This window comes from Limnohabitans sp. TS-CS-82 (assembly GCF_002943475.1).
In genome coordinates, this window is sequence record NZ_PTQX01000008.1 from 211,304 (window position 1) to 230,934 (window position 19,631).

At 58.5% G+C, this 19,631-nt stretch carries 14 protein-coding genes; 2 read left to right on the forward strand and 12 right to left on the reverse strand.

Going from position 1 to position 19,631, the window contains the following annotated elements:
- Positions 1-47: 47 nt before the first annotated feature.
- The 3 genes from C5F52_RS16975 to C5F52_RS16985 all read right to left on the reverse strand — a co-directional run bounded on the left by C5F52_RS16975 (position 48) and on the right by C5F52_RS16985 (position 8,033).
- A complete protein-coding gene (locus tag C5F52_RS16975; protein WP_104799535.1) occupies positions 48-5,951 on the reverse strand; it encodes an excinuclease ABC subunit UvrA in 5,904 nt (1,967 codons plus the stop codon).
- Positions 5,952-6,105: 154 nt separating this feature from the next.
- Positions 6,106-6,288, reverse strand: coding sequence for a hypothetical protein (locus tag C5F52_RS16980; protein ID WP_104799536.1), 183 nt, complete (start codon positions 6,286-6,288; stop codon positions 6,106-6,108).
- A gap of 86 nt (positions 6,289-6,374) precedes the next feature.
- A complete protein-coding gene (locus C5F52_RS16985; RefSeq protein ID WP_104799537.1) occupies positions 6,375-8,033 on the reverse strand; it encodes an MFS transporter in 1,659 nt (552 codons plus the stop codon).
- 392 nt (positions 8,034-8,425) lie between these two features.
- Between C5F52_RS16985 and C5F52_RS16990 the strand changes: the two genes are divergently transcribed.
- Both C5F52_RS16990 and C5F52_RS16995 read left to right on the forward strand, forming a co-directional pair.
- On the forward strand, positions 8,426-8,734 hold the full coding sequence (locus C5F52_RS16990) for a DUF485 domain-containing protein (RefSeq protein ID WP_104799538.1): 309 nt from the start codon (positions 8,426-8,428) through the stop codon (positions 8,732-8,734).
- Positions 8,731-10,458 carry a cation acetate symporter gene (locus C5F52_RS16995; RefSeq protein WP_104799539.1) on the forward strand — a complete coding sequence of 576 codons (1,728 nt, stop codon included), beginning with the start codon at positions 8,731-8,733 and terminating at the stop codon, positions 10,456-10,458. The genes C5F52_RS16990 and C5F52_RS16995 overlap by 4 nt, the downstream gene beginning before the upstream one ends.
- Positions 10,459-10,549: 91 nt before the next feature.
- Here the strand turns inward: C5F52_RS16995 and C5F52_RS17000 are convergent, their stop codons facing one another.
- From C5F52_RS17000 to C5F52_RS17040, 9 genes are all read right to left on the reverse strand, one after another.
- Positions 10,550-11,206 carry a 3'-5' exonuclease gene (locus C5F52_RS17000; protein WP_104799540.1) on the reverse strand — a complete coding sequence of 219 codons (657 nt, stop codon included), beginning with the start codon at positions 11,204-11,206 and terminating at the stop codon, positions 10,550-10,552.
- Complete coding sequence (locus tag C5F52_RS17005) at positions 11,206-13,026, reverse strand: DUF294 nucleotidyltransferase-like domain-containing protein (protein ID WP_104799541.1); 1,821 nt, start codon at positions 13,024-13,026, stop codon at positions 11,206-11,208. The genes C5F52_RS17000 and C5F52_RS17005 overlap by 1 nt, the downstream gene beginning before the upstream one ends.
- A gap of 28 nt (positions 13,027-13,054) precedes the next feature.
- A complete protein-coding gene (locus tag C5F52_RS17010; RefSeq protein WP_104799542.1) occupies positions 13,055-13,687 on the reverse strand; it encodes a 2-hydroxychromene-2-carboxylate isomerase in 633 nt (210 codons plus the stop codon).
- Positions 13,684-13,980: a DUF1289 domain-containing protein gene (locus C5F52_RS17015; RefSeq protein ID WP_104799543.1), complete on the reverse strand. Its 297-nt coding sequence runs from the start codon at positions 13,978-13,980 to the stop codon at positions 13,684-13,686. Before C5F52_RS17015 ends, C5F52_RS17010 begins: the two co-directional genes overlap by 4 nt.
- Before the next feature lie 65 nt (positions 13,981-14,045).
- A complete protein-coding gene (locus tag C5F52_RS17020) occupies positions 14,046-14,771 on the reverse strand; it encodes a DUF4197 domain-containing protein (RefSeq protein ID WP_104799544.1) in 726 nt (241 codons plus the stop codon).
- 63 nt (positions 14,772-14,834) lie between these two features.
- A complete protein-coding gene (locus C5F52_RS17025; protein WP_104799545.1) occupies positions 14,835-15,746 on the reverse strand; it encodes a hydroxymethylglutaryl-CoA lyase in 912 nt (303 codons plus the stop codon).
- Between the two features lie 21 nt (positions 15,747-15,767).
- Positions 15,768-16,688 (reverse strand): glyoxylate/hydroxypyruvate reductase A, encoded by a 921-nt coding sequence (locus tag C5F52_RS17030; RefSeq protein WP_104799546.1) that lies wholly within the window; start codon positions 16,686-16,688, stop codon positions 15,768-15,770.
- A gap of 4 nt (positions 16,689-16,692) precedes the next feature.
- A complete protein-coding gene (locus tag C5F52_RS17035) occupies positions 16,693-18,750 on the reverse strand; it encodes an acetyl/propionyl/methylcrotonyl-CoA carboxylase subunit alpha (protein WP_104799547.1) in 2,058 nt (685 codons plus the stop codon).
- A 72-nt stretch (positions 18,751-18,822) separates the two neighbouring features.
- Positions 18,823-19,617: an enoyl-CoA hydratase/isomerase family protein gene (locus tag C5F52_RS17040; RefSeq protein WP_104799548.1), complete on the reverse strand. Its 795-nt coding sequence runs from the start codon at positions 19,615-19,617 to the stop codon at positions 18,823-18,825.
- Positions 19,618-19,631 lie beyond the last annotated feature (14 nt).

A 19,631-nucleotide genomic window follows, 5' to 3' on the forward strand; every position in this document is an offset into this window, starting at 1 on the left:
TCGCTTTTGTCGTAAAAAGAGGCTCGGTCACTGAGCCTCTCTTCACCTCACGATCTAGCCAATACAGGCTTGAGCGCCACACCTGTGTGTGTGCCCAGTTCGACCACCGCCTCCGGTGTGTCTGCAGCGACAATCAAGCCGCCGCCGTTGCCGCCTTCGGGGCCGAGGTCGATGATCCAATCGGCTTCGGCAATCACATCGAGGTCGTGCTCAATCACCACCACGCTGTGTCCGCCATCCACCAAACGGTGCAGCACGCGAATCAGCTTGTCCACGTCGGCCATGTGCAAACCCACCGTCGGCTCGTCCAACACATAGAGCGTGTGCGGTGCTTTGTTGCCACGACGTGTCACGTCGTCGCGCACTTTGCTCAGCTCTGTCACCAGCTTGATGCGCTGCGCTTCGCCGCCGCTGAGCGTGGGTGAAGGTTGGCCCAAGGTGAGGTAGCCCAAGCCCACGTCTTTGAGCAGCTGCAAGGGGTGCGCAATATTGGGCATGGTGGCGAAAAAGTCCACCGCCTCGTCGACTTCCATTTGCAACACATCGCCAATGCTTTTGCCGCGCCAGCTCACCGCCAAAGTCTCGGGATTGAAGCGTGCGCCGTGACAGGTTTCGCACGGCACTTTCACGTCAGGCAAAAAGCTCATCTCAATGGTGCGCAAGCCTTGGCCTTCGCAGGTGTGGCAACGGCCTTCACCGGTGTTGAAGCTGAAACGCCCTGCGCCGTAGCCACGGGCTTTGGCTTCGAGTGTTTCTGCAAACAGTTTGCGAATCGTGTCCCAAAAACCAATGTAGGTTGCGGGGCAGCTGCGCGGAGTTTTGCCAATCGGCGTTTGGTCGACTTCCAACACGCGGTCGATGGTCTGGTAACCATCCAAGCCCGTGCAGCCCACCCAGGCAGGATGCTTGCCTTCTTCATCGAGTTTGCGGCCTGCTTGTGTGGCGCGCTGGGCCACCGCTGCGGCCACGTTGTGCAGCAGCACATCGCGCGCGAGCGTGGATTTGCCCGAGCCCGACACGCCCGTCACCGCCACCAAACGCTTGAGAGGAACGTCCACGCTCACGTCGTTCAGGTTGTGCAGCGAGGCGCCTTCGAGAGAAAGCCAGTTGAGTGACAGTGCATCGGAGGAGCTAACAGAACGCCGCGCCTGCAACGGATGCCGCATCGCGTGCAACAAGTAGCGCCCCGTTTGCGAATCCGCTTGATCGGTGATGTCTTTCACCGAGCCCTCACCCATCAAACGACCACCGCGCTTGCCCGCGCTAGGCCCAATGTCGATGATGTGGTCGGCGCGGCGAATGGTGTCTTCGTCGTGCTCCACCACCACCAAGGTGTTGCCTTTGTCGCTGAGCAAATGCAAAGCGTTCAACAAGATTTGGTTGTCACGCGCATGCAAGCCAATGGTGGGCTCGTCCAACACGTAGCACACGCCTTGCAAATTACTGCCCAGTTGCGCGGCCAAGCGAATGCGTTGCGCCTCGCCACCGCTGAGCGTGGGTGCACCACGGTCCAGCGTGAGGTAGTTCAAACCCACTTGCTCTAAGAACTCCAAACGGCTCTTGATCTCAGGCAACAGGTCGCGGGCGATGTCTGCCTCACGGCCACTCAAGGTTAAGGTTTCGGCCCACTTGCGAATGTCGGTCACGCTCAAACGCGCGATGTCGGTGATGCCCACGCCTGCAAACTTCACGGCGCGTGCCGTGGCATTCAAACGGGTGCCTTCACAGCTGGGGCAGGCGGTGTCGGCCAAGTCGTCCACATCGGGCTCAGCGAAGGTTTGTTCGCGACCTTTGTCTTTGTCATCACGCACCGAATCGTCCAGCACTTTGCGCTGATCTTTGTCCAGTTTCACGCCTGTGCCCACACAGTCAGGGCACCAACCGTGTTTGCTGTTGTACGAGAACAAACGCGGGTCCAACTCGGTGTACGAGGTGTCGCACACTGGGCAAGCGCGTTTGGTGGAGTACACATCCAAGCGGCCAATGCTGTTGGTGTCAGCGCCAACCTCCATCGCCTCACGCAAACCATCGAGTTGGCTCAACACATGCACCACGCCTTTGCCATGCTCCAGCGCGGTGGCCAAAGCCTCGCGCAGCGCGGCTTCGTTCTGCGCGGAGACCTCAAGACTGGCCACGGGCAACTCAATGGTGTGCTCTTTGAATCGGTCCAAACGCGGAAAGCCCGTGGTCGGCAAGAAGTGTCCGTCCACGCGCAAGTGGGTGTAGCCACGCGGGCGCGCCCAATCGGCCAACTCGGTGTACACGCCTTTGCGGTTCATCACCAAAGGGCTCAGCAAACCAATGAGCTGCCCCTTGAACTCGCGCATCAACTGCGCGGCAATGCGGTCAGGCGTTTGCGGCTGCACCGCTGCACCGTCGTGGATGCAATGCTGCGTGCCCAACTTGACGTACAACAAGCGCAAGAAATGCCACACCTCGGTGGTCGTGCCCACCGTGGACTTGCGGCCACCGCGACTCAAGCGCTGCTCAATCGCCACCGTCGGCGGAATGCCGTACACCGCATCCACCTCAGGACGTCCCGCAGGCTGCACGATGCTGCGCGCGTACGCGTTTAGGCTTTCCAAATAACGGCGCTGCCCCTCGTTGAACAAAATGTCAAACGCCAACGTCGACTTGCCCGAACCCGACACACCCGTGATGACGTTGAACTTGCCGCGAGGAATGTTCACACTCAAGCTCTTGAGGTTGTGCTCTTTCGCGTTGATGATTTGAATAGCGCCAGCATCGCTAGAAGCATGTCGCAAGCCACTCACCGCTGCTGGAGCAGTCGGTGTGCCGGGCAACGATGTTGAGCCTGCGTCTGAGGCGCCCGGCACACCGGCTGTTCCAGCAGCAGCGCTAGAGAAACGAAGCGAACCTTCCGCAGCAAGAAGCCCCACAGAAGCCTTAGCCACCGCATAAATCGACCCCATAGACTCCGCATACTCACGCAGCGCCAGCCCCGTGTGCGAGGTCGGGTGCAAACGCACCACTTCAGGCGGCCCTTCGGCCACCAGCAAGCCGCCCGCCTCTCCGCCTTCAGGCCCGAGGTCGATCAACCAATCGCTGGCACGAATCACGTCAAGGTTGTGCTCAATCACGATGAGCGAGTTGCCGTCTTCCAGCAAGCGGCGCATGGCGCGCATGAGCTTGGCGATGTCGTCAAAATGCAGGCCCGTAGTGGGCTCGTCGAACATGAACAGCACGCCCTTTTTGGCCAAGGCTTGACGGCTGGATGTTTTGGCTTTGGCCGCTTCGGCCAAGAAACCCGCCAGCTTCAAACGCTGCGCTTCACCGCCACTCAAGGTGGGCACGGGCTGGCCGAGTTTGACGTAGTCGAGGCCCACATCGACGATGGGTTGCAGGGTGCGTACGACCTCGCGGTCGTTGGCGAAAATTTCTAACGCTTCGCCCACTGTCAACTCAAGCACGTCAGCCACGTTCAAGACTCTTCGCGTCGCGACTGCGGGTGCAGCGTCTTGCTCGTCTTCGCTTCGCTCAGAATGTCGCTGCGCCGCCGCCCCCGCAGCCACGCCGCGAAGCTCGCGCTCGATGGTGATTTCCAGAATTTCTGGTCGGTAACGTTTGCCGTTGCAATCTTGACAACGCAAATACACGTCGCTCAAAAATTGCATTTCCACATGCTCAAAACCTGAACCGCCGCAGGTCGCGCAACGACCATCGCCGCTGTTGAAGCTGAACTTTGAGGCGGTGTAGCCGTGCTGCTTGGACATGGGTGCGACGGCAAAAATTTCACGCACCGCATCCCACGCGCCCACGTAGCTGGCGGGGTTGGAACGCGCCGTTTTGCCGATGGGCGATTGGTCCACAAACACCACGTCGCTCAAATGATCAGCGCCCAACAAGCGGTCATGTGCGCCCGGCGTTTCGGTGGCGCGACCGAAGTGGCGCATCAAGGCCGGCGTCAACACATCTTGGATGAGCGTGGACTTACCCGAGCCACTCACACCCGTGATGCAGACCAAGCGCTGCAGAGGAAACTCGATGCTGAGGTTTTGCAAGTTGTGCTCGCGTGCGCCTTCCAAAATCAAACGTGGCGTGCTGTCGGTGACCAAGCGCTTAAGGCCCAATCCAATGCTTTTGCGCGCCCCCAAATAAGCCCCCGTCAAGGTGTCGGCCGACTTCAAATCTTCGGTGGTGCCGTCAAACACAATTTCGCCGCCCTTGACGCCGGGGCCTGGCCCCATGTCAATGATGCGGTCGGCGCACAGCATGACGGCCGGGTCGTGCTCCACCACCACCAAGGTGTTGCCCGCATCGCGCAGACGCAGCATGGCTTGGTTGATGCGGTTCATGTCACGCGGATGCAAGCCAATGCTGGGCTCATCCAACACAAACAAGGTGTTGACCAAGGAGGTGCCGAGCGCCGTGGTGAGGTTGATGCGCTGCACCTCGCCGCCACTCAAGGTGCGGCTTTGACGGTCGAGCGTGAGGTAGCCAATGCCCACGTCGCTGAGGTACTTCATGCGCGTGCGAATTTCATCCATCAGCAAGTGCAGCGCTTGGGCATCGGCGCCGGCCACATCGACTTCGGTGGCGTTGAAAAAGCGGTGCAGTTTGTCGATGGGCAACAGCATCAAATCGTGCAAACACAGCCCAGGCATGGCTTCGAGTTGCGCGCGGGTCCACTGCACGCCTTGCGGCATGAAACGCTTGGCGGGCGGCAACACGGCATCGGCGTTTTCTTTGCTGCCAATGCGCCACAGCAAGCTGTCGGTTTTGAGTCGCGCGCCCGCGCACACGCCACAGGGGGTGTAGCTGCGGTACTTCGAGAGCAGCACACGGATGTGCATCTTGTAGGACTTGCTCTCCAAATATTCAAAGAACCGTTTCACGCCGTACCACTGGTGGTTCCATTTGCCTTTCCACAGCCGCGAACCGTGAATGACCCAATCTTTTTGCTCTTGGGTCAACTTGGTCCAAGGCGTGTCGCGGGGAATGCCTTCGGCTTCCGCATGCCGCATGAGGTCGTCTTGGGTTTCAGCCCAAGCAGGGGTTTGAATGGTTTTGATGGCCCCCGCACGCAAAGTGAGTTTCTCGTTGGGGATGACCAGCCCATAGTCCACCCCAATCACACGGCCAAATCCGCGGCAGGTCTCGCATGCGCCCACCGCTGAGTTGAACGAGAACATGGAGGGGATGGGGTCGCTGTAGCGCAGGTCGCTGTCGGGGCAATGCAAACCGGTCGAAAAGCGCCACAGTTCGGGTGTGGACTCCGCGTCCAAGGACCAATACACATTCAAGCGACCGCCGCCGCGTTTGATGGCCAACTCAATCGCCTCCAACACGCGCGCTTGTTCGGTGTTGCCCAACTTGAACCGGTCAGCCACCACATCGAGCAATTTGCGCGGGCCTGTGGGCGTCGCCACTTCGCGCTCGGCATGCACGCGCGTGAAGCCGCTGGCACTCAGCCACTGCTCCACTTCAGCCGCCGTGGTGTTGGCGGGCAGTTCGACCGGAAAAGTCATGATCAAGCGCGGGTCTTGCGCTTGGGCAGCGCAGCGGCGCTGCAACTCGGCGTAAATGGTTTGCGGCGTGTCGTGCTGCACGGCTTGCGCGGTTTGACGGTCAAACAACTGGCCCGCACGGGCGATCAACAATTTCAAGTGATCGTTCAGCTCCGTCATCGTGCCCACGGTGGAACGCGAACTCCGCACGGGATTGGTTTGATCAATCGCAATTGCGGGTGGCACGCCTTCCACCTTGTCGACGGCAGGACGGTCCATGCGGTCTAAGAACTGGCGGGCGTAGGCGCTGAAGGTTTCGACATAGCGGCGCTGGCCTTCGGCGTACAAGGTGTCAAACACCAGACTGGATTTGCCGGACCCGCTGGGCCCCGTGACCACCGTCAGTTCGCCCGTGCGAATGTCGAGGTCTAAATTCTTGAGGTTGTGTTGGCGTGCGCCACGGATGCGGATGGTGCCTGACATGGCGGGGCCTTTTGAAGTAAGCCCAACATTCTAGGGACTCACCAGCACCCCAGCCATGACTCAGGGCATTGGCACAACACCAGCCCAAAAGCAAAACGCCACGGGAATCCGTGGCGTGCGTCAAGCCCCAAGCTGGGGCATTGAAATACCGCGCTTATTTGGCGGCAGAGGCCTCTGTCGCGGGTGCGGAGGCAGGGCCAGACGCAGCCTCAGCGGGGGCATGAATCGCTTCGTCGCCATGCTTCTCGCCGCCCATGTCCAAGCTGTCGCCACCCTTCATGATCACAAAGAGTGCCAAGGCGGCGAAGATCACAAAACCCAAGAAAATTTTCAACATATCAAATCTCCGAAATCAGTAAAAAGCCCTCCACAAGGGAGGGCTCGAATGTAGCACCTAGGTTCCCCTAGGTTGCTTACATGGGCTTAGTCATCCGCGTAGATGTCTACGTCTTTGGTTTCTTTCACAAAGATCATGCCGATGACGAAGGTCATACCAGCAATGATGATGGGGTACCACAAGCCGTTGTACATATTGCCAGTCTGCGCCACGATCGCAAAGGCAGTGGTGGGCAGCAAGCCGCCGAACCAGCCGTTACCGATGTGATAAGGCAGAGACATAGAGGTGTAACGGATACGTGTTGGGAACATTTCCACCAACATCGCTGCGATAGGTCCGTAAACCATGGTCACCAAAATCACCAAGTAAGTGAGGATGATGGTGATCTTGACTTTGTCCACTTTAGCTGGGTCAGCTTTGGCAGGGTAGCCAGCAGCTTTCAAAGCATCAGAAACAGCCTTGCGGAACTCAGCAGACTTGGCCTTGGCTTCGTCAGCAGGCAAGCCTTTGGAGCTGTAGCTGGCGATTTCGACTTCACCAATTTTGATGGAGGCAGGTGTACCTGCTGCGCCTGCGGCATTTTCGTAGCTCACCGAGCTAGAAGCCAACACTTGCTTAGCGATATCGCATGAGCTGGTGAACTTCACAGTACCTGTGGGGTTGAACTGGAATGAACATTCGTTCACGTCAGAAGTGACCACCACTTTGTTCTTCTGCTGTGCTGCATACAAATCTGGGTTAGCAGCTTTGGTCAGCGCTTCGAACACGGGGAAGTAAGTCAACACAGCCAACAAGCAACCCAACATGATGATGGGCTTGCGGCCAATCTTGTCAGACAACGAGCCGAAGATGATGAAGAACGGTGTGCCGATCAACAAGGACACAGCCACCAAAATGTTGGCGGTTGCGCCGTCAACTTTCAACGCTTGTGTCAAGAAGAACAACGCGTAGAACTGACCCGAATACCACACCACAGCTTGACCTGCAGTCAAACCGATCAAGGCCAAGATCACGATCTTCAAGTTTTTCCATTGGCCGAAGGATTCGGTCAAAGGCGCCTTAGAAGTTTTGCCTTCAGCTTTCATTTTCACGAAAGCAGGTGATTCGTTCATGGACAAGCGGATGTAGACCGACACAGCCAACAAAGCGATAGACACAATGAACGGAACGCGCCAGCCCCACTCGGCAAATGCTTCTTCGCCGATGGCTGTACGTGTACCCAAAATCACCATCAACGACAGGAACAAGCCCAAAGTTGCGGTGGTTTGAATCCAAGAGGTGTAAGCGCCACGCTTGTCGTGAGGTGCGTGCTCAGCCACATATGTAGCAGCACCGCCATACTCACCGCCCAAAGCCAGACCTTGCAGCAAACGCAAACAGATCAGGATGACGGGAGCCGCCACACCAATGCTGGCGTAGTTCGGCAAGATACCCACGATGAACGTGGACAAGCCCATGATCAAAATGGTCACCAAGAAGGTGTATTTGCGGCCGATCATGTCGCCCAAACGGCCAAAGAAGATCGCGCCAAAAGGACGCACGATGAAACCAGCAGCAAACGCCAGCAACGCAAAGATGAACGCAGAGCCCTCATCTAAACCGCTGAAAAACTGCTTCGCAATGATCGCAGCGAGTGAACCGTATAGGTAAAAGTCGTACCACTCGAAAACGGTACCCAAAGAAGAGGCGAAGATGACCTTCTTCTCTTCGGCCGACATAGGTCGGTTGACATCTAGTTTTGACATTAAATCAGTCTCCTTAGCTTGAAATTCAACGCTCCGATGGGAGTGCTGCGCGAGGCGACTATCTGTGGATTTGCTGACCACATTCTGACAATCAAAGCACCTGAATTCATACCCAAAATAGGTAAAAACAGGAAAAATCAGCAAAAACCCTTTGCACTTTTTTCCCAATGCAAGATACGGCGTCAATTTCGCACCAAAACAGTGCCAAACATCGACTGAAACGTTCGGGTATTCACTGACAAAATTAAAACGAGTCTCTAACCATTAAGTTCCAAGCCGAGGGTTTTCCCACCCCCGTTACGTAAGGGCTTGGTCAGTCCCTCTGCGCAGAATCCGCCCGGTCATGAAGGCTTTTCCTTCCTGTTCTTTTACAACCCCTAGGGAGATAAACCATGAGTGATCCAGTGGTCGACAAGATCCAAAGTCACCCGAAGTACCTTGAGTTGCGCTCCAAGCGCAACAGCTTCGGTGTGCTGCTCACCATTTTGATGATGGTCGTCTATTACGGCTACATCGCTTTGATTGCATTTAACAAACCCTTTCTCGCACAGCCTATTGGCGCTGGCGTGACCTCGCTGGGTATTCCCATTGGTTTGGGCGTGATCATTTTCACCATCGTGATCACCGGTCTGTATGTGCGTCGCGCTAACAGCGAATACGACGCATTGACCAAAGAAATTTTGAAAGATGCTACCAAATGATGAAGTTTTCAACACTTTTGACAGCCCTGTTGGCGCTTGTCGCGAGCGGTGCGGTCATGGCCGCGGGTGGCGACGTGGGCGACACCGCGAAACAAAGCACCAACTGGACGGCCATCGGCATGTTCGGCGCCTTCGTCGCTGGCACCTTGTGGATCACCAAATGGGCTGCGGCTAAAACCAAATCTGCCGCTGACTTCTACACCGGCGGTGGCGGCATCACCGGTTTCCAAAACGGCTTGGCGATTGCGGGCGACTACATGTCTGCCGCTTCGTTCCTCGGTATTTCCGCGGCCGTGATGGCATCGGGCTACGACGGCCTGATCTACTCCATCGGCTTTTTGGTGGGCTGGCCCGTCATCACGTTCTTGATGGCTGAACGTCTGCGTAACTTGGGCAAGTTCACCTTCGCCGACGTGGCCGGTTACCGCTTCAAGCAAACGCCCATTCGCGCGTTTGCAGCGTCTGGCACCTTGGTCGTGGTCGCGTTCTATCTGATCGCTCAGATGGTCGGCGCCGGTCAACTCATTAAGTTGTTGTTTGGTTTGGACTACTGGATGGCCGTGGTCATCGTCGGCGCGCTGATGATGGTGTACGTGTTGTTTGGCGGCATGACCGCCACCACATGGGTGCAGATCATCAAGGCGTGCTTGTTGCTCGCTGGCGTGACGTTCATGGCCTTCATGGTCTTGGCGCAATTCCACTTCAGCCCTGAAGCCCTGTTTGCACAAGGCGTGGCTGTGAAAGCTGCCATCGCTGAAGCAGGCGGCAAAACCCCTGAAGAAGCACAAGCCGTTGGCTTGGCTTTGATGGGACCTGGCGGCTTCATCAAAGACCCCATCTCTGCCATCTCTTTCGGCATGGCTTTGATGTTTGGTACCGCTGGCTTGCCACACATCTTGATGCGCTTCTTCACGGTGCCTGACGCCAAAGAAGCTCGCAAATCGGTGTTCTGGGCGACCACATGGATTGGCTACTTCTACGTGCTGATTTTCATCATCGGTTTCGGCGCAATCACCTTGGTCTTGACCAACCCCGAAATGGCTGATGTCGCCAAAGGCGTTATCAAAGGCGGCGCGGGTACGGCCAACATGGCTGCTGTGTTGGTGGCCAAGTCGGTCGGTGGCGACGTGTTCTACGGCTTCATCTCTGCAGTGGCTTTCGCCACGATCTTGGCGGTGGTGGCTGGCTTGACCTTGTCGGGCGCATCTGCGGTGTCGCACGACTTGTACGCCACGGTGTTCAAGAAGGGCAACGCCGACAGCGCTGCTGAGTTGCGCGTGTCACGCATGACCACCTTGGCCTTGGGCGTCATCGCTGTGGCCTTGGGCATTGCGTTCGAGAAGCAAAACATCGCCTTCATGGTGGCCTTGGCCTTCGCGATTGCGGCGTCTGCCAACTTCCCTGTGTTGTTCATGTCGGTGCTGTGGAAAGACTGCACCACACGCGGCGCAGTGATTGGTGGCTTCTTGGGCCTGATCTCTTCGGTCGCTTTGACCGTGGTGTCGCCTTCGGTGTGGGAAGCCACGCTGGGCAACCCCAAAGGCTCGGCCTTGTTCCCTTACGCCTCGCCTGCGTTGTTCTCGATGACCATTGGTTTCGTGGGCATCTGGTTGTTCTCGATCCTCGATCGCAGCGACGACGCCAAGAACGAGCGTGCCGCATTTGCGGCTCAGCAAGTGCGTTCGGAAACAGGTTTTGGCGCCTCGGGCGCTTCGGGTCACTGATCCAAACCGTGCAACCCCAGCGCGCTTGACGACGCAATGGGGGACACAAAAAACCGGGCTTCATGCCCGGTTTTTTTCGTCTCAACAAATCTCAATCGCCGCGCAACTGCCTGAGCTTGATGAAGGCCATGGCGGCCATCACCGCATCGTTCAACGCATCATGCGCATCACGCACGGGCAACTTCAAATCGGCCATCAGCGTGGCAAAACGCAAATCAATGTCGGGGTTGGTTTGCTGCTCATAAGGCAGCATTTGGCGAAACTTGTGTTCGTAATACAAGCCCGACACTTCGATCTTGGTTTGCGGCAAGCCCTGCCCCAGCAAAGGCCAAATGGCGCGGTTGAGCATGGCCACATCGAACTCTAAAAAATAGCCCACCAACGGACGACTGCCAATGAAGCGCATGAGTTGCTTCATGGCCTCATCCAAAGGCAAGCCTTGCGCCACATCTTGTTCACGCAACCGGTGAATGCGCACGCTGTCCGCGGACACCCCGCGTTCGGGACGCACCAACAACTCCAAGCGCTCGCTGGTCATGATGCGGTTGCCCACAATGCGCACCGCACCAATCGAAATGATCTCGTCCGTGCCCACGTTCAAGCCTGTGGTTTCGCAATCCAGAGACACCCACTCGTTGGGCGGTGGTGCGTCGAACATGAAACGAAACTCGGGCAAGCCCAAGTGGTAAATCAGCCACTCGCGCTTGAGCGCCCCCCACCAATGCTGCGGAGACAACACCGACAGCATCACAGGGCGTCCAACTTGAAGCGGCTGCGCAACAAGCCTCTGAAATGCTTGACCACGCCCAACGCGTCTTTGAGCAAGTCACGGTCTAAGGTCGAAAGCCTGGCCACATCGACCAAGCCACTCACCGCCTGTTGCGTGTCCATCTCGGTCAGGCCGGCCTTGAGTTTCAAGGCCATCAAAAAGTGCAAGGTCTGCGTGAGGTCGGCCGCCAACGCGGGTGTGATGACCGACTTGGCCACCAGCGCATCAATGCGTGCGACCGTGCTGGTCTCTTGCAAATGCTCGGCCAGCGCCAAGCTGCGCACGCCATGCACCAGCGGGAAGATGCCTTCTTTTTTCAGGTGCAGACCCTTTTGATCGTCCAGACCCAGCAAGCGGTTCCACCAGCCTAAGGACTGGCCAAACGCATCGATCGATGCCGCAAAGCGCGCCAACATGGCGTCGTTGTCGGTGGCCAAACGCATCAAGGCGTGCTGCGCATGCGCCAGCAAATGCGCATCGCCACAGACCGGATGCGCATCCAAAAAGATCGCCAAGTTCATCAAGCTGTCGGCATCGGGCATGAGCAACCACTGCTGCACCATTTGCCCGAACTCATAGGCAGATTTGCGCCACATCGGGTTGCTGACCATGATGTGGCCCGGGCATTCGGGGTAGCCAAAAGCGGCCAGCGCTTGTGAGAACTGGCGACAAATCGCCTCCAAGTTCTCGGGCGGTGTGTAGCCATCGCGCAAGATCAAACCATTGTCTTGGTCGGTCTTGAGCAACTGCTCGCCCCGCCCTTCGCTGCCCATCACAAACAGGCAACTGTTGGCCACCAAATCGGCGGGGGCGATGAGCTGCCACGCCCGCTCAAACAAACGTGCATTCAGGTCTTGCACCAAGCGCGCAATCAGACTCACTCGCGTGCCGCTGCGGTACAAGGTGGTCACCATGCGCGTGATTTGCGTGGCGGCTTGTGCCAAACCCGCAATGTCCGTCGCGGCCTCGACTTGCACCGTGATCAGGTGCGAATGGTTGGACAAAAAGCTGAACAGATCGAGTGCTTCCAACACCCCGACCACACGCGCACCATCCGCCACAACCAAACGGTGCACGCGATGGCGCATCAGCAGTGCCAAGGCGTCGCCCACCTGATCGGAAGGTTGAATGGTGATGAGGTCGAAGTTCGACAAGGGCCCGACGGGCTGCTGATCCAGAGGGATGCCGGTGAGGATGGCGCGCTGCAAAGTTTTCGCCGTGAAGATGCCCAGTCGCTCCGGCGAGGTCGTGGCGTCACGCACCAGCACACTGGCGATGCGCTGCGCCTGGAACACCTTGACGACCGAGAGCACATCGGTGTCGCCGTCTACAAAATGTGGCGGACGCACAAACGCCTCGTCCACACGCGACAAGGTCAACGACTGCAACTCATGCTGACTTTGCCGCTGCGACAAGGCCGTGAGTTTGTTGCTCAAATCCGAGAACAACAAGGCACCAAAGGTGGCGTTGCTGGCGATCAAATCGGTGACGGTTTGGCGCGCCAGCTGATACGCCACCACCTCCTCTTGCGCCACAAAACGACTGCTGGTTTTACCGGCCACCAAACCGCGACCATCGAAGGTGTCGTCAGGCGCGTAAGTGGTGATCACTTCATCGCCCTCCAGCTGCGTGACGTAGCCTTTGATGATCACCAACAAGTGCGTGGGCGCAGCCCCCACATCGAGAATGACCTCGCCCTCGGGGTAATACGCCACATCCACGCTGTCGCGCACGAGGCGCTGCTCGTCGGGGGTTAAACAGTCAAACGGGGAGGCGGAAAAATTGAAGGCGTTCGGCATGCGGGCAATCTCAAAACAAGACCCCCATTCAACGCGTCACGCCTTGCTGAATGCTTGCAACCGAGTCCCAAGCGCTGTCAAACCATTGATCTTCGTCAAGGTAAGCACGCAGCATGGGTAAAGCGTCTAAGCCCCAAAACGTCTTGTCGTCCACGCAGAAGGTGGGCACACCAAACACCCCGCGCGCGATGGCCTCTTCGGTGTTGGCTTTGAGCTGGGCTTTCACCTCGGGCGCGTCCATGGCACGCGCGGGTTTGAGCTGCTGCACCAGCGCTTGCAATCGTGCGGCGTCATCAGCAGCTGCGCCACCTTGCCAGACATGGCGAAACACGGTTTCGCAGACCCAACGGTTGGGCGCGCCATCCGCGCTGCATGCCAACGCCAAACGCAGCAAGGCCAAGGGGTTGAACGGATGCGCGGCAGGCATGTCCAAACGCACACCCAATTGGCGGGCTTGCCACAGCACTTGGCGATAGGTCCATTCCCGCTTGCCCGCGATCTCCGCAGGCCCCAATTGGCCATGGTGCTTGAGCATGCCTGCAAACAACACGGGCTTGTACACCACATGGTGGCTCACCCCCATCAAGGCGCTGGGCAAGGCTTCGAACGCCAAGTAGGCGTAAGGCGAAATGAAATCGAGGTAGCAGGTGATGGTTTTCATGGCGTCACTTTCGGGGACGAACCACTTTGCGTGACGGCCACCAAAATGCGCTCGGCAATGCGGGCCCACACCAAGCGCTTGCGGGCATCGGGGGCTTGCCCCCAGCCACCAATTTCATCCAAGGTGCGCCAGCAGCCTTCGCAGACTTGGGTGTCATCCGTCATGCGACAGACCGAAATACAGGGAGAAGGGACAGGCCCCGGATCGCGCAACACGGTTTGTGAATACGCCAACAAATTCAGCGCAACCGCTGAAGGGCCTTGAGGTTTGGGGGTGAGTTCGCTTCCACACATGGGAGCATTGTCGAGCAAAGACAACGCCCCCGGTGTCTCATTGGGTATGGCTCGCGAAGGCGGCTTTAACGCACCGCGCCAAACACTTTCGACAACAGCGCGCTACCGGCCGCGGCTGGGTTTTGGCGCAGCTTTTTCTCTTCTTCGCCAATCATCACGTACAGGCCATCCAACGATTTGCCGGTCACGTATTGCTGCACATTGGCATTCTCTTTGTTCACCACGCCAAAGCTGGCCGCCTTGCCCGCCACGTCGTTGTACAGCGAAGCAACCCCCACTTTTTCGGTCGCTTGGGTCACGGCAGGCAAGAACTTCGCCGCCATGGGTTCGCGTGTTTTGGTACTGAAAAACTCCGTGACCGAGGTGTCGCCGCCGCTCAAAATCGACTTGGCATCGCTGACCGACATCGATTGAATCGCGCCCGCCAGCAAGTCTTTCGACAAGGGGATGGCCGACTCGGCCGCACGGTTCATGGCCAGCACCAACTCATCGACTTTTTGTCCCAAGCCAAAACGCTTGAGCAACTTGGACGCGTCATTCAGGTAACCGGGCAAGCCAATGCGCACCTTCTCGTTACCCATGAAACCATCGGTTTGCCCCAACAAACTCACGGCGGCTTGCGCGCCTTTTTCCAACGCGGCTTTGAGGCCCTGCCCCGCATCTTTGTCGGTCAAATCGGCCAAGCTCAGGGCGTGGGCTTGGGTGTAGGCCAGCGTCAGCAAAGCGGCAAAGCCTGCTGAGGCTTGGCGGTTGAATTGGCGGCGGGTGGTTTGAACGCGGGGAATTGACATAGGGCTCCTGAGGGTTGAATGTCCGAAGGAGCGAGTCTATCGCCAGATTTGAAAATGAAAGTGTTAAGAATTGTTACGTTTGCTGATCACGGCGCGCGCCACCCGCGAGCCCGATGGTCGGCCCAAAAAGTCGCTGATGAAGGCGCCCGCATCGATCAAGGCATCTAGGTCAATGCCCGTCTCAATGCCCATGCCATGCAGCATGTACACCACGTCTTCGGTGGCCACGTTGCCCGTGGCGCCTTTGGCATACGGGCAACCGCCCAAGCCCGCCACCGACGACTGAAAATTCCACACGCCCATCTGCAAGGCCGCCAAGGTGTTGGACAGTGCCTGCCCATACGTGTCATGGAAATGGCCCGACACATGCGCCACATCGAAATGCATGAGCGTGGCCTCGATGGCGTGCTGCACCTTGAGCGGCGTGCCCACCCCAATCGTGTCGGCCACGTCCACGCGCTGCACGCCAATTTGCTTCATCAAGCCTGCCAGATACGCCACGCGCTCGGGCGCGATGTCGCCTTCGTAAGGGCAGCCCACCGTGCAACTCATCGCACCGCGCACGGCCATGCCAGCCGCCAAGGCTGCCTCCACCACAGGCGCAAAGCGTTCGATGCTCTCGGCGATTGAGCAATTGATGTTCTTTTGGCTGAAGGCCTCGCTGGCCGCGCCGAACACCACGATCTCGTCAGGCTTAGATGCCACCGCCGCCTGAAAGCCATGCACATTGGGCGTGAGCACCGAGTAGCGCACGTTGGGCAAACGCGTGATGCCCGCCATCACCTCGGCGTTGTCGGCCATCTGTGGCACCCACTTGGGCGACACAAAACTGGTGACTTCAATTTCTTGCAAGCCCGCGGCTTGCAGGCGATGCACCAGTTCAACCTTGACCGATGCAGGCACCGGCTGTTTTTCGTTTTGCAGACCGTCGCGAGGGCCGACATCGATGAGTTGGACGCGAGGCGGGAAGTTCATGGTTGTCATCGTTCTCAAAAATCAATAACCCGTGCGCGGGTCGACCAAGCCAGAAATGGTGCGCCCTTGTTCGAGCGCCAGCATTTTTTGTGCAATTTGCGCCACGCTTTCATCCCGCAAAGTGCGCGCCGAGGTGTGCGGCGTGACGGTGATTTTGGGGTGCGTCCAAAACGCATGACCCGCAGGCAACGGCTCCGTGCGAAACACATCCAAAGTCGCACCGACCAAATGACCGCTGTCGAGCAGGGCCAACAAATCGTCTTCCACCAAATGTCGACCACGCGCCACGTTGATCAGATAGGCATGCGGCGGCAGTTGCGACAACGTGGCTTGGTTCAACACGTTTTCGGTCTCAGGCGTGAGCGGCAACAAATTGACCAACACACGGCTGCTGGACAAGAACGCGTTCAATTGCTGAGCGCCTGCAAAGCACTGCACGCCCGGCAATTGTTTGGCGCTGCGGCTCCAGCCATTCACCGGAAATTCAAAGGCTTGCAAGGTCTTGGCGACGCGCGCGCCCAACACACCCAAGCCCATCACGCCCACCGAGAAATCGGCACGCAGGTTGGGCTTGCGGTACGACCACTTGCCTTCACGCACATCGCGCTCGTACGCATCGAACTCGCGGAAATGACGAATCACCGCGTGGCTCACGTACTCGGCCATTTGCACAGACATGCCCGCATCATCCAAGCGCACCACTTGCAGCGTGGGTGGCAAGCGCAGTTGCAACAAGGCATCGACGCCGGCACCAATATTGAACAAGGTTTTGAGGCCCGCCTGTTCGTCGATGAATTGTTGTGGCGGCGCCCACACCACCGCATGGTCAGCCACGGGGCTCCCAGGTTGCCACACCGACACGTCCGCTTGCGGCAGCAGCGCGCGCAAGCTGTCCACCCAAGGCTCGGGTTTGATGTTCGTGAGGCAGACGGTGATTTTCATAGGGTCATTCGGTTTTGAGCTTCAGCAACTCCGCGCCTTCTGCCACTTGGTCGCCGGGTGCGTACAGCAGCTCCAGCACTTCGCCATCGGCGGGCGCGGCCATGGTGTGCTCCATTTTCATCGCTTCCATCACCGCCAAAGGCTGGCCGGCCTTGACCTTGTCGCCTACGTTCACCGAGAAAGACACCACCTTGCCGGGCATGGGGGCCGTCAGGCGTCCCCCCGCTTCTTGCGCCTCGCCCGCATGGGCCAGCGCATCGACCAAGGTGATGCGTGTCGCACCCTGCGGGGCAAACACATGGGCCACATCGTCGCCACCTTCCACATGCATGAACACCTGCACGCGGGCTTGTTGACCGGCAAACGCAATGGCTAACTGATCGCCCTCAGCGCGCCATGTCAACGGCCCCGTGACGGGTTCAAACGCGGATGCGTCGGCCACCTGCTCGATCACGCTCAACTGTGTCGTGCCATCGTGGCCGTAGGTCAGCAACGCGGTTTGCGCTTGGCTGTGAAACACAAAACCAAAGCGACGCGACGCCACGCCGTAAGCACGCCAGCCATCGCGACGGCTGAACGGGTCGTGGCCAGCCAAGGCGGCTTCACGCTGCAAGGTGCTGGCCACCACGGCAGCGGCGGTCAAGGCCAAGCCCAAGGGTTCTTGGCCAAACAAGGCTTTGTCTTCGCGCTGAATGAGCGCCGTGTCGAGCTTGGCCGTGGCGAACGAATCGGTCTTAATGACGCGGCGCAAGAACTGCACATTGGTGGTCAAGCCCACGATGCGCGTTTGCGCCAGCGCCTCGTCCAAGCGGGCCAAGGCTTGCTCGCGCGTGTCGCCGTGCACGATGAGCTTGGCCACCATGGAGTCGTAAAACGGACTGATGCTGTCGCCCTCACGCACGCCGTCGTCAATGCGCACACATGAAGACACATCACTGATCTCAAAACTGCTGCACGCTGGCTTGCGGTACACCGCCAAAGTGCCAGTGGCGGGCAAGAAGTTGTTGTCGGGGTTCTCGGCGCAGATGCGCGCTTCGATGGCATGGCCATGAATGCGCAATTGGTCTTGACGCAAAGGCAAGGGCTCGCCACTGGCAACGCGCAATTGCCACTCCACCAAGTCGAGGCCGGTGATGGCTTCGGTCACCGGATGCTCCACCTGCAAGCGGGTGTTCATCTCCATGAAGAAAAACTTCATGGACTCGGGGCTGTCATAGCCCGTTTGCTCCACGATGAACTCCACCGTGCCCGCACCCACGTAATTCACGGCCTTCGCGGCGGCGACGGCGGCTTCGCCCATCTGCTTGCGCAGCGCTTCGGTCATGCCAGGCGCAGGCGCTTCTTCCAACACCTTTTGATGACGGCGTTGCACCGAGCAATCGCGCTCGAACAAATACACGCAGTTACCGTGTGTGTCGCCAAACACCTGAATTTCAATGTGGCGTGGGCGTTGCACGTATTTCTCGATCAACACCGCATCGTCGCCAAAGCTGTTGATGGCTTCGCGTTTGCAACTGGCCAAAGCCTCGGCAAAGTCGGCCGTCTTTTCAACAATGCGCATGCCCTTGCCACCGCCGCCCGCACTGGCCTTGATGAGCACGGGGTAGCCCATTTGGTCGGCTTCGCGCTGCAACAAGGCAGGGTCTTGGTCGGCGCCGTGGTAGCCAGGCACCAAGGGCACGCCGGCTTTTTCCATCAGCTGCTTGGACTCTGCTTTGAGGCCCATCGCTTGAATCGCTGAGGCGGGCGGGCCAATGAAGACCAAACCGGCTGCGGCGCAGGCTTTGGCGAAGTCTTCGTTCTCGCTCAAGAAACCGTAGCCGGGGTGCACGGCTTGTGCGCCCGTGTCTTGCGCGGCTTGCAAAATGCGCTCCCAGCGCAAGTAGCTGTCTTTGGGCGCGCTGCCGCCGATGTGAACGGCTTCGTCACACACTTGCACATGCTTGGCCTGTGCATCTGCATCGGAATACACAGCCACGGTTTGGATGCCCAGTTTGCGAGCAGTGGCTGCCACGCGGCAGGCGATTTCGCCACGGTTGGCGATGAGAATTTTTTGAAACATGACAGGTTGTCTTTCTGAGTTCAAGGCGAGGCGTGAATGGCGATGGGTGAATCGACGGCGGGCGAGCCCGCGTCAGAGCAGCCAGTTGGGTTTGCGTTTTTGCAAGAACGATTGCACGCCCTCTTTGCCTTCCACGCTGGCACGGATGTCGGCAATACCCGCCACGGTGTGCGCCACGAGCGCATCGTCAATGTCGCGCCCAGCCACGTCTTGCACCAAGCGTTTGCAGGCGCGCACAGCGTTGGGGCTGGCACTGACCAACGCCGTCGTCAGCTCAGCAACTTTGGCGTCTAACGCATCGGCCGTGACCACCTCGTGGACCAAGCCTGTGCGGTGCGCTTCGGCAGCGCTGAAACGCTCCGCCGTTAAAAAGTAGCGATGCGAGGCGCGGGCGCCCATGGCACGAATCACGTAAGGGCTGATGGTGGCGGGGATGAGGCCGAGTTTGACCTCGCTCAAGCAGTAAGTGGCCGCGTCCACACTCACCGCCATGTCGCAGGCCGCAACGAGCCCTAAGCCCCCTGCAAACACATCGCCCTGCACGCGGGCGATGGTGGGCTTGGGGCAGTCGTAAATGGCGCGCAACATCGCGGCGAGCTGTCCGGCATCGGCCAAGTTTTCGTCGCGTGTGTAGTCGGCCATGCGGCGCATCCAGTTCAGGTCAGCGCCTGCACAAAACGCGGGGCCCACCGCAGCGAGCACCACGCAACGCACGTCGGTGGCAAGGCCAGCTTCGGTGAAAGCATTCTTCAATTCTGAAATGACTTCATCATTGAACGCGTTGCGCACATCGGGGCGACTGAGCGTGATGGTGCGCACGCCCGCTTGGGTAGAAATAGACAAGGCAGAAGGAGTCGTGGTCGTCATAAAAACACCTCGTC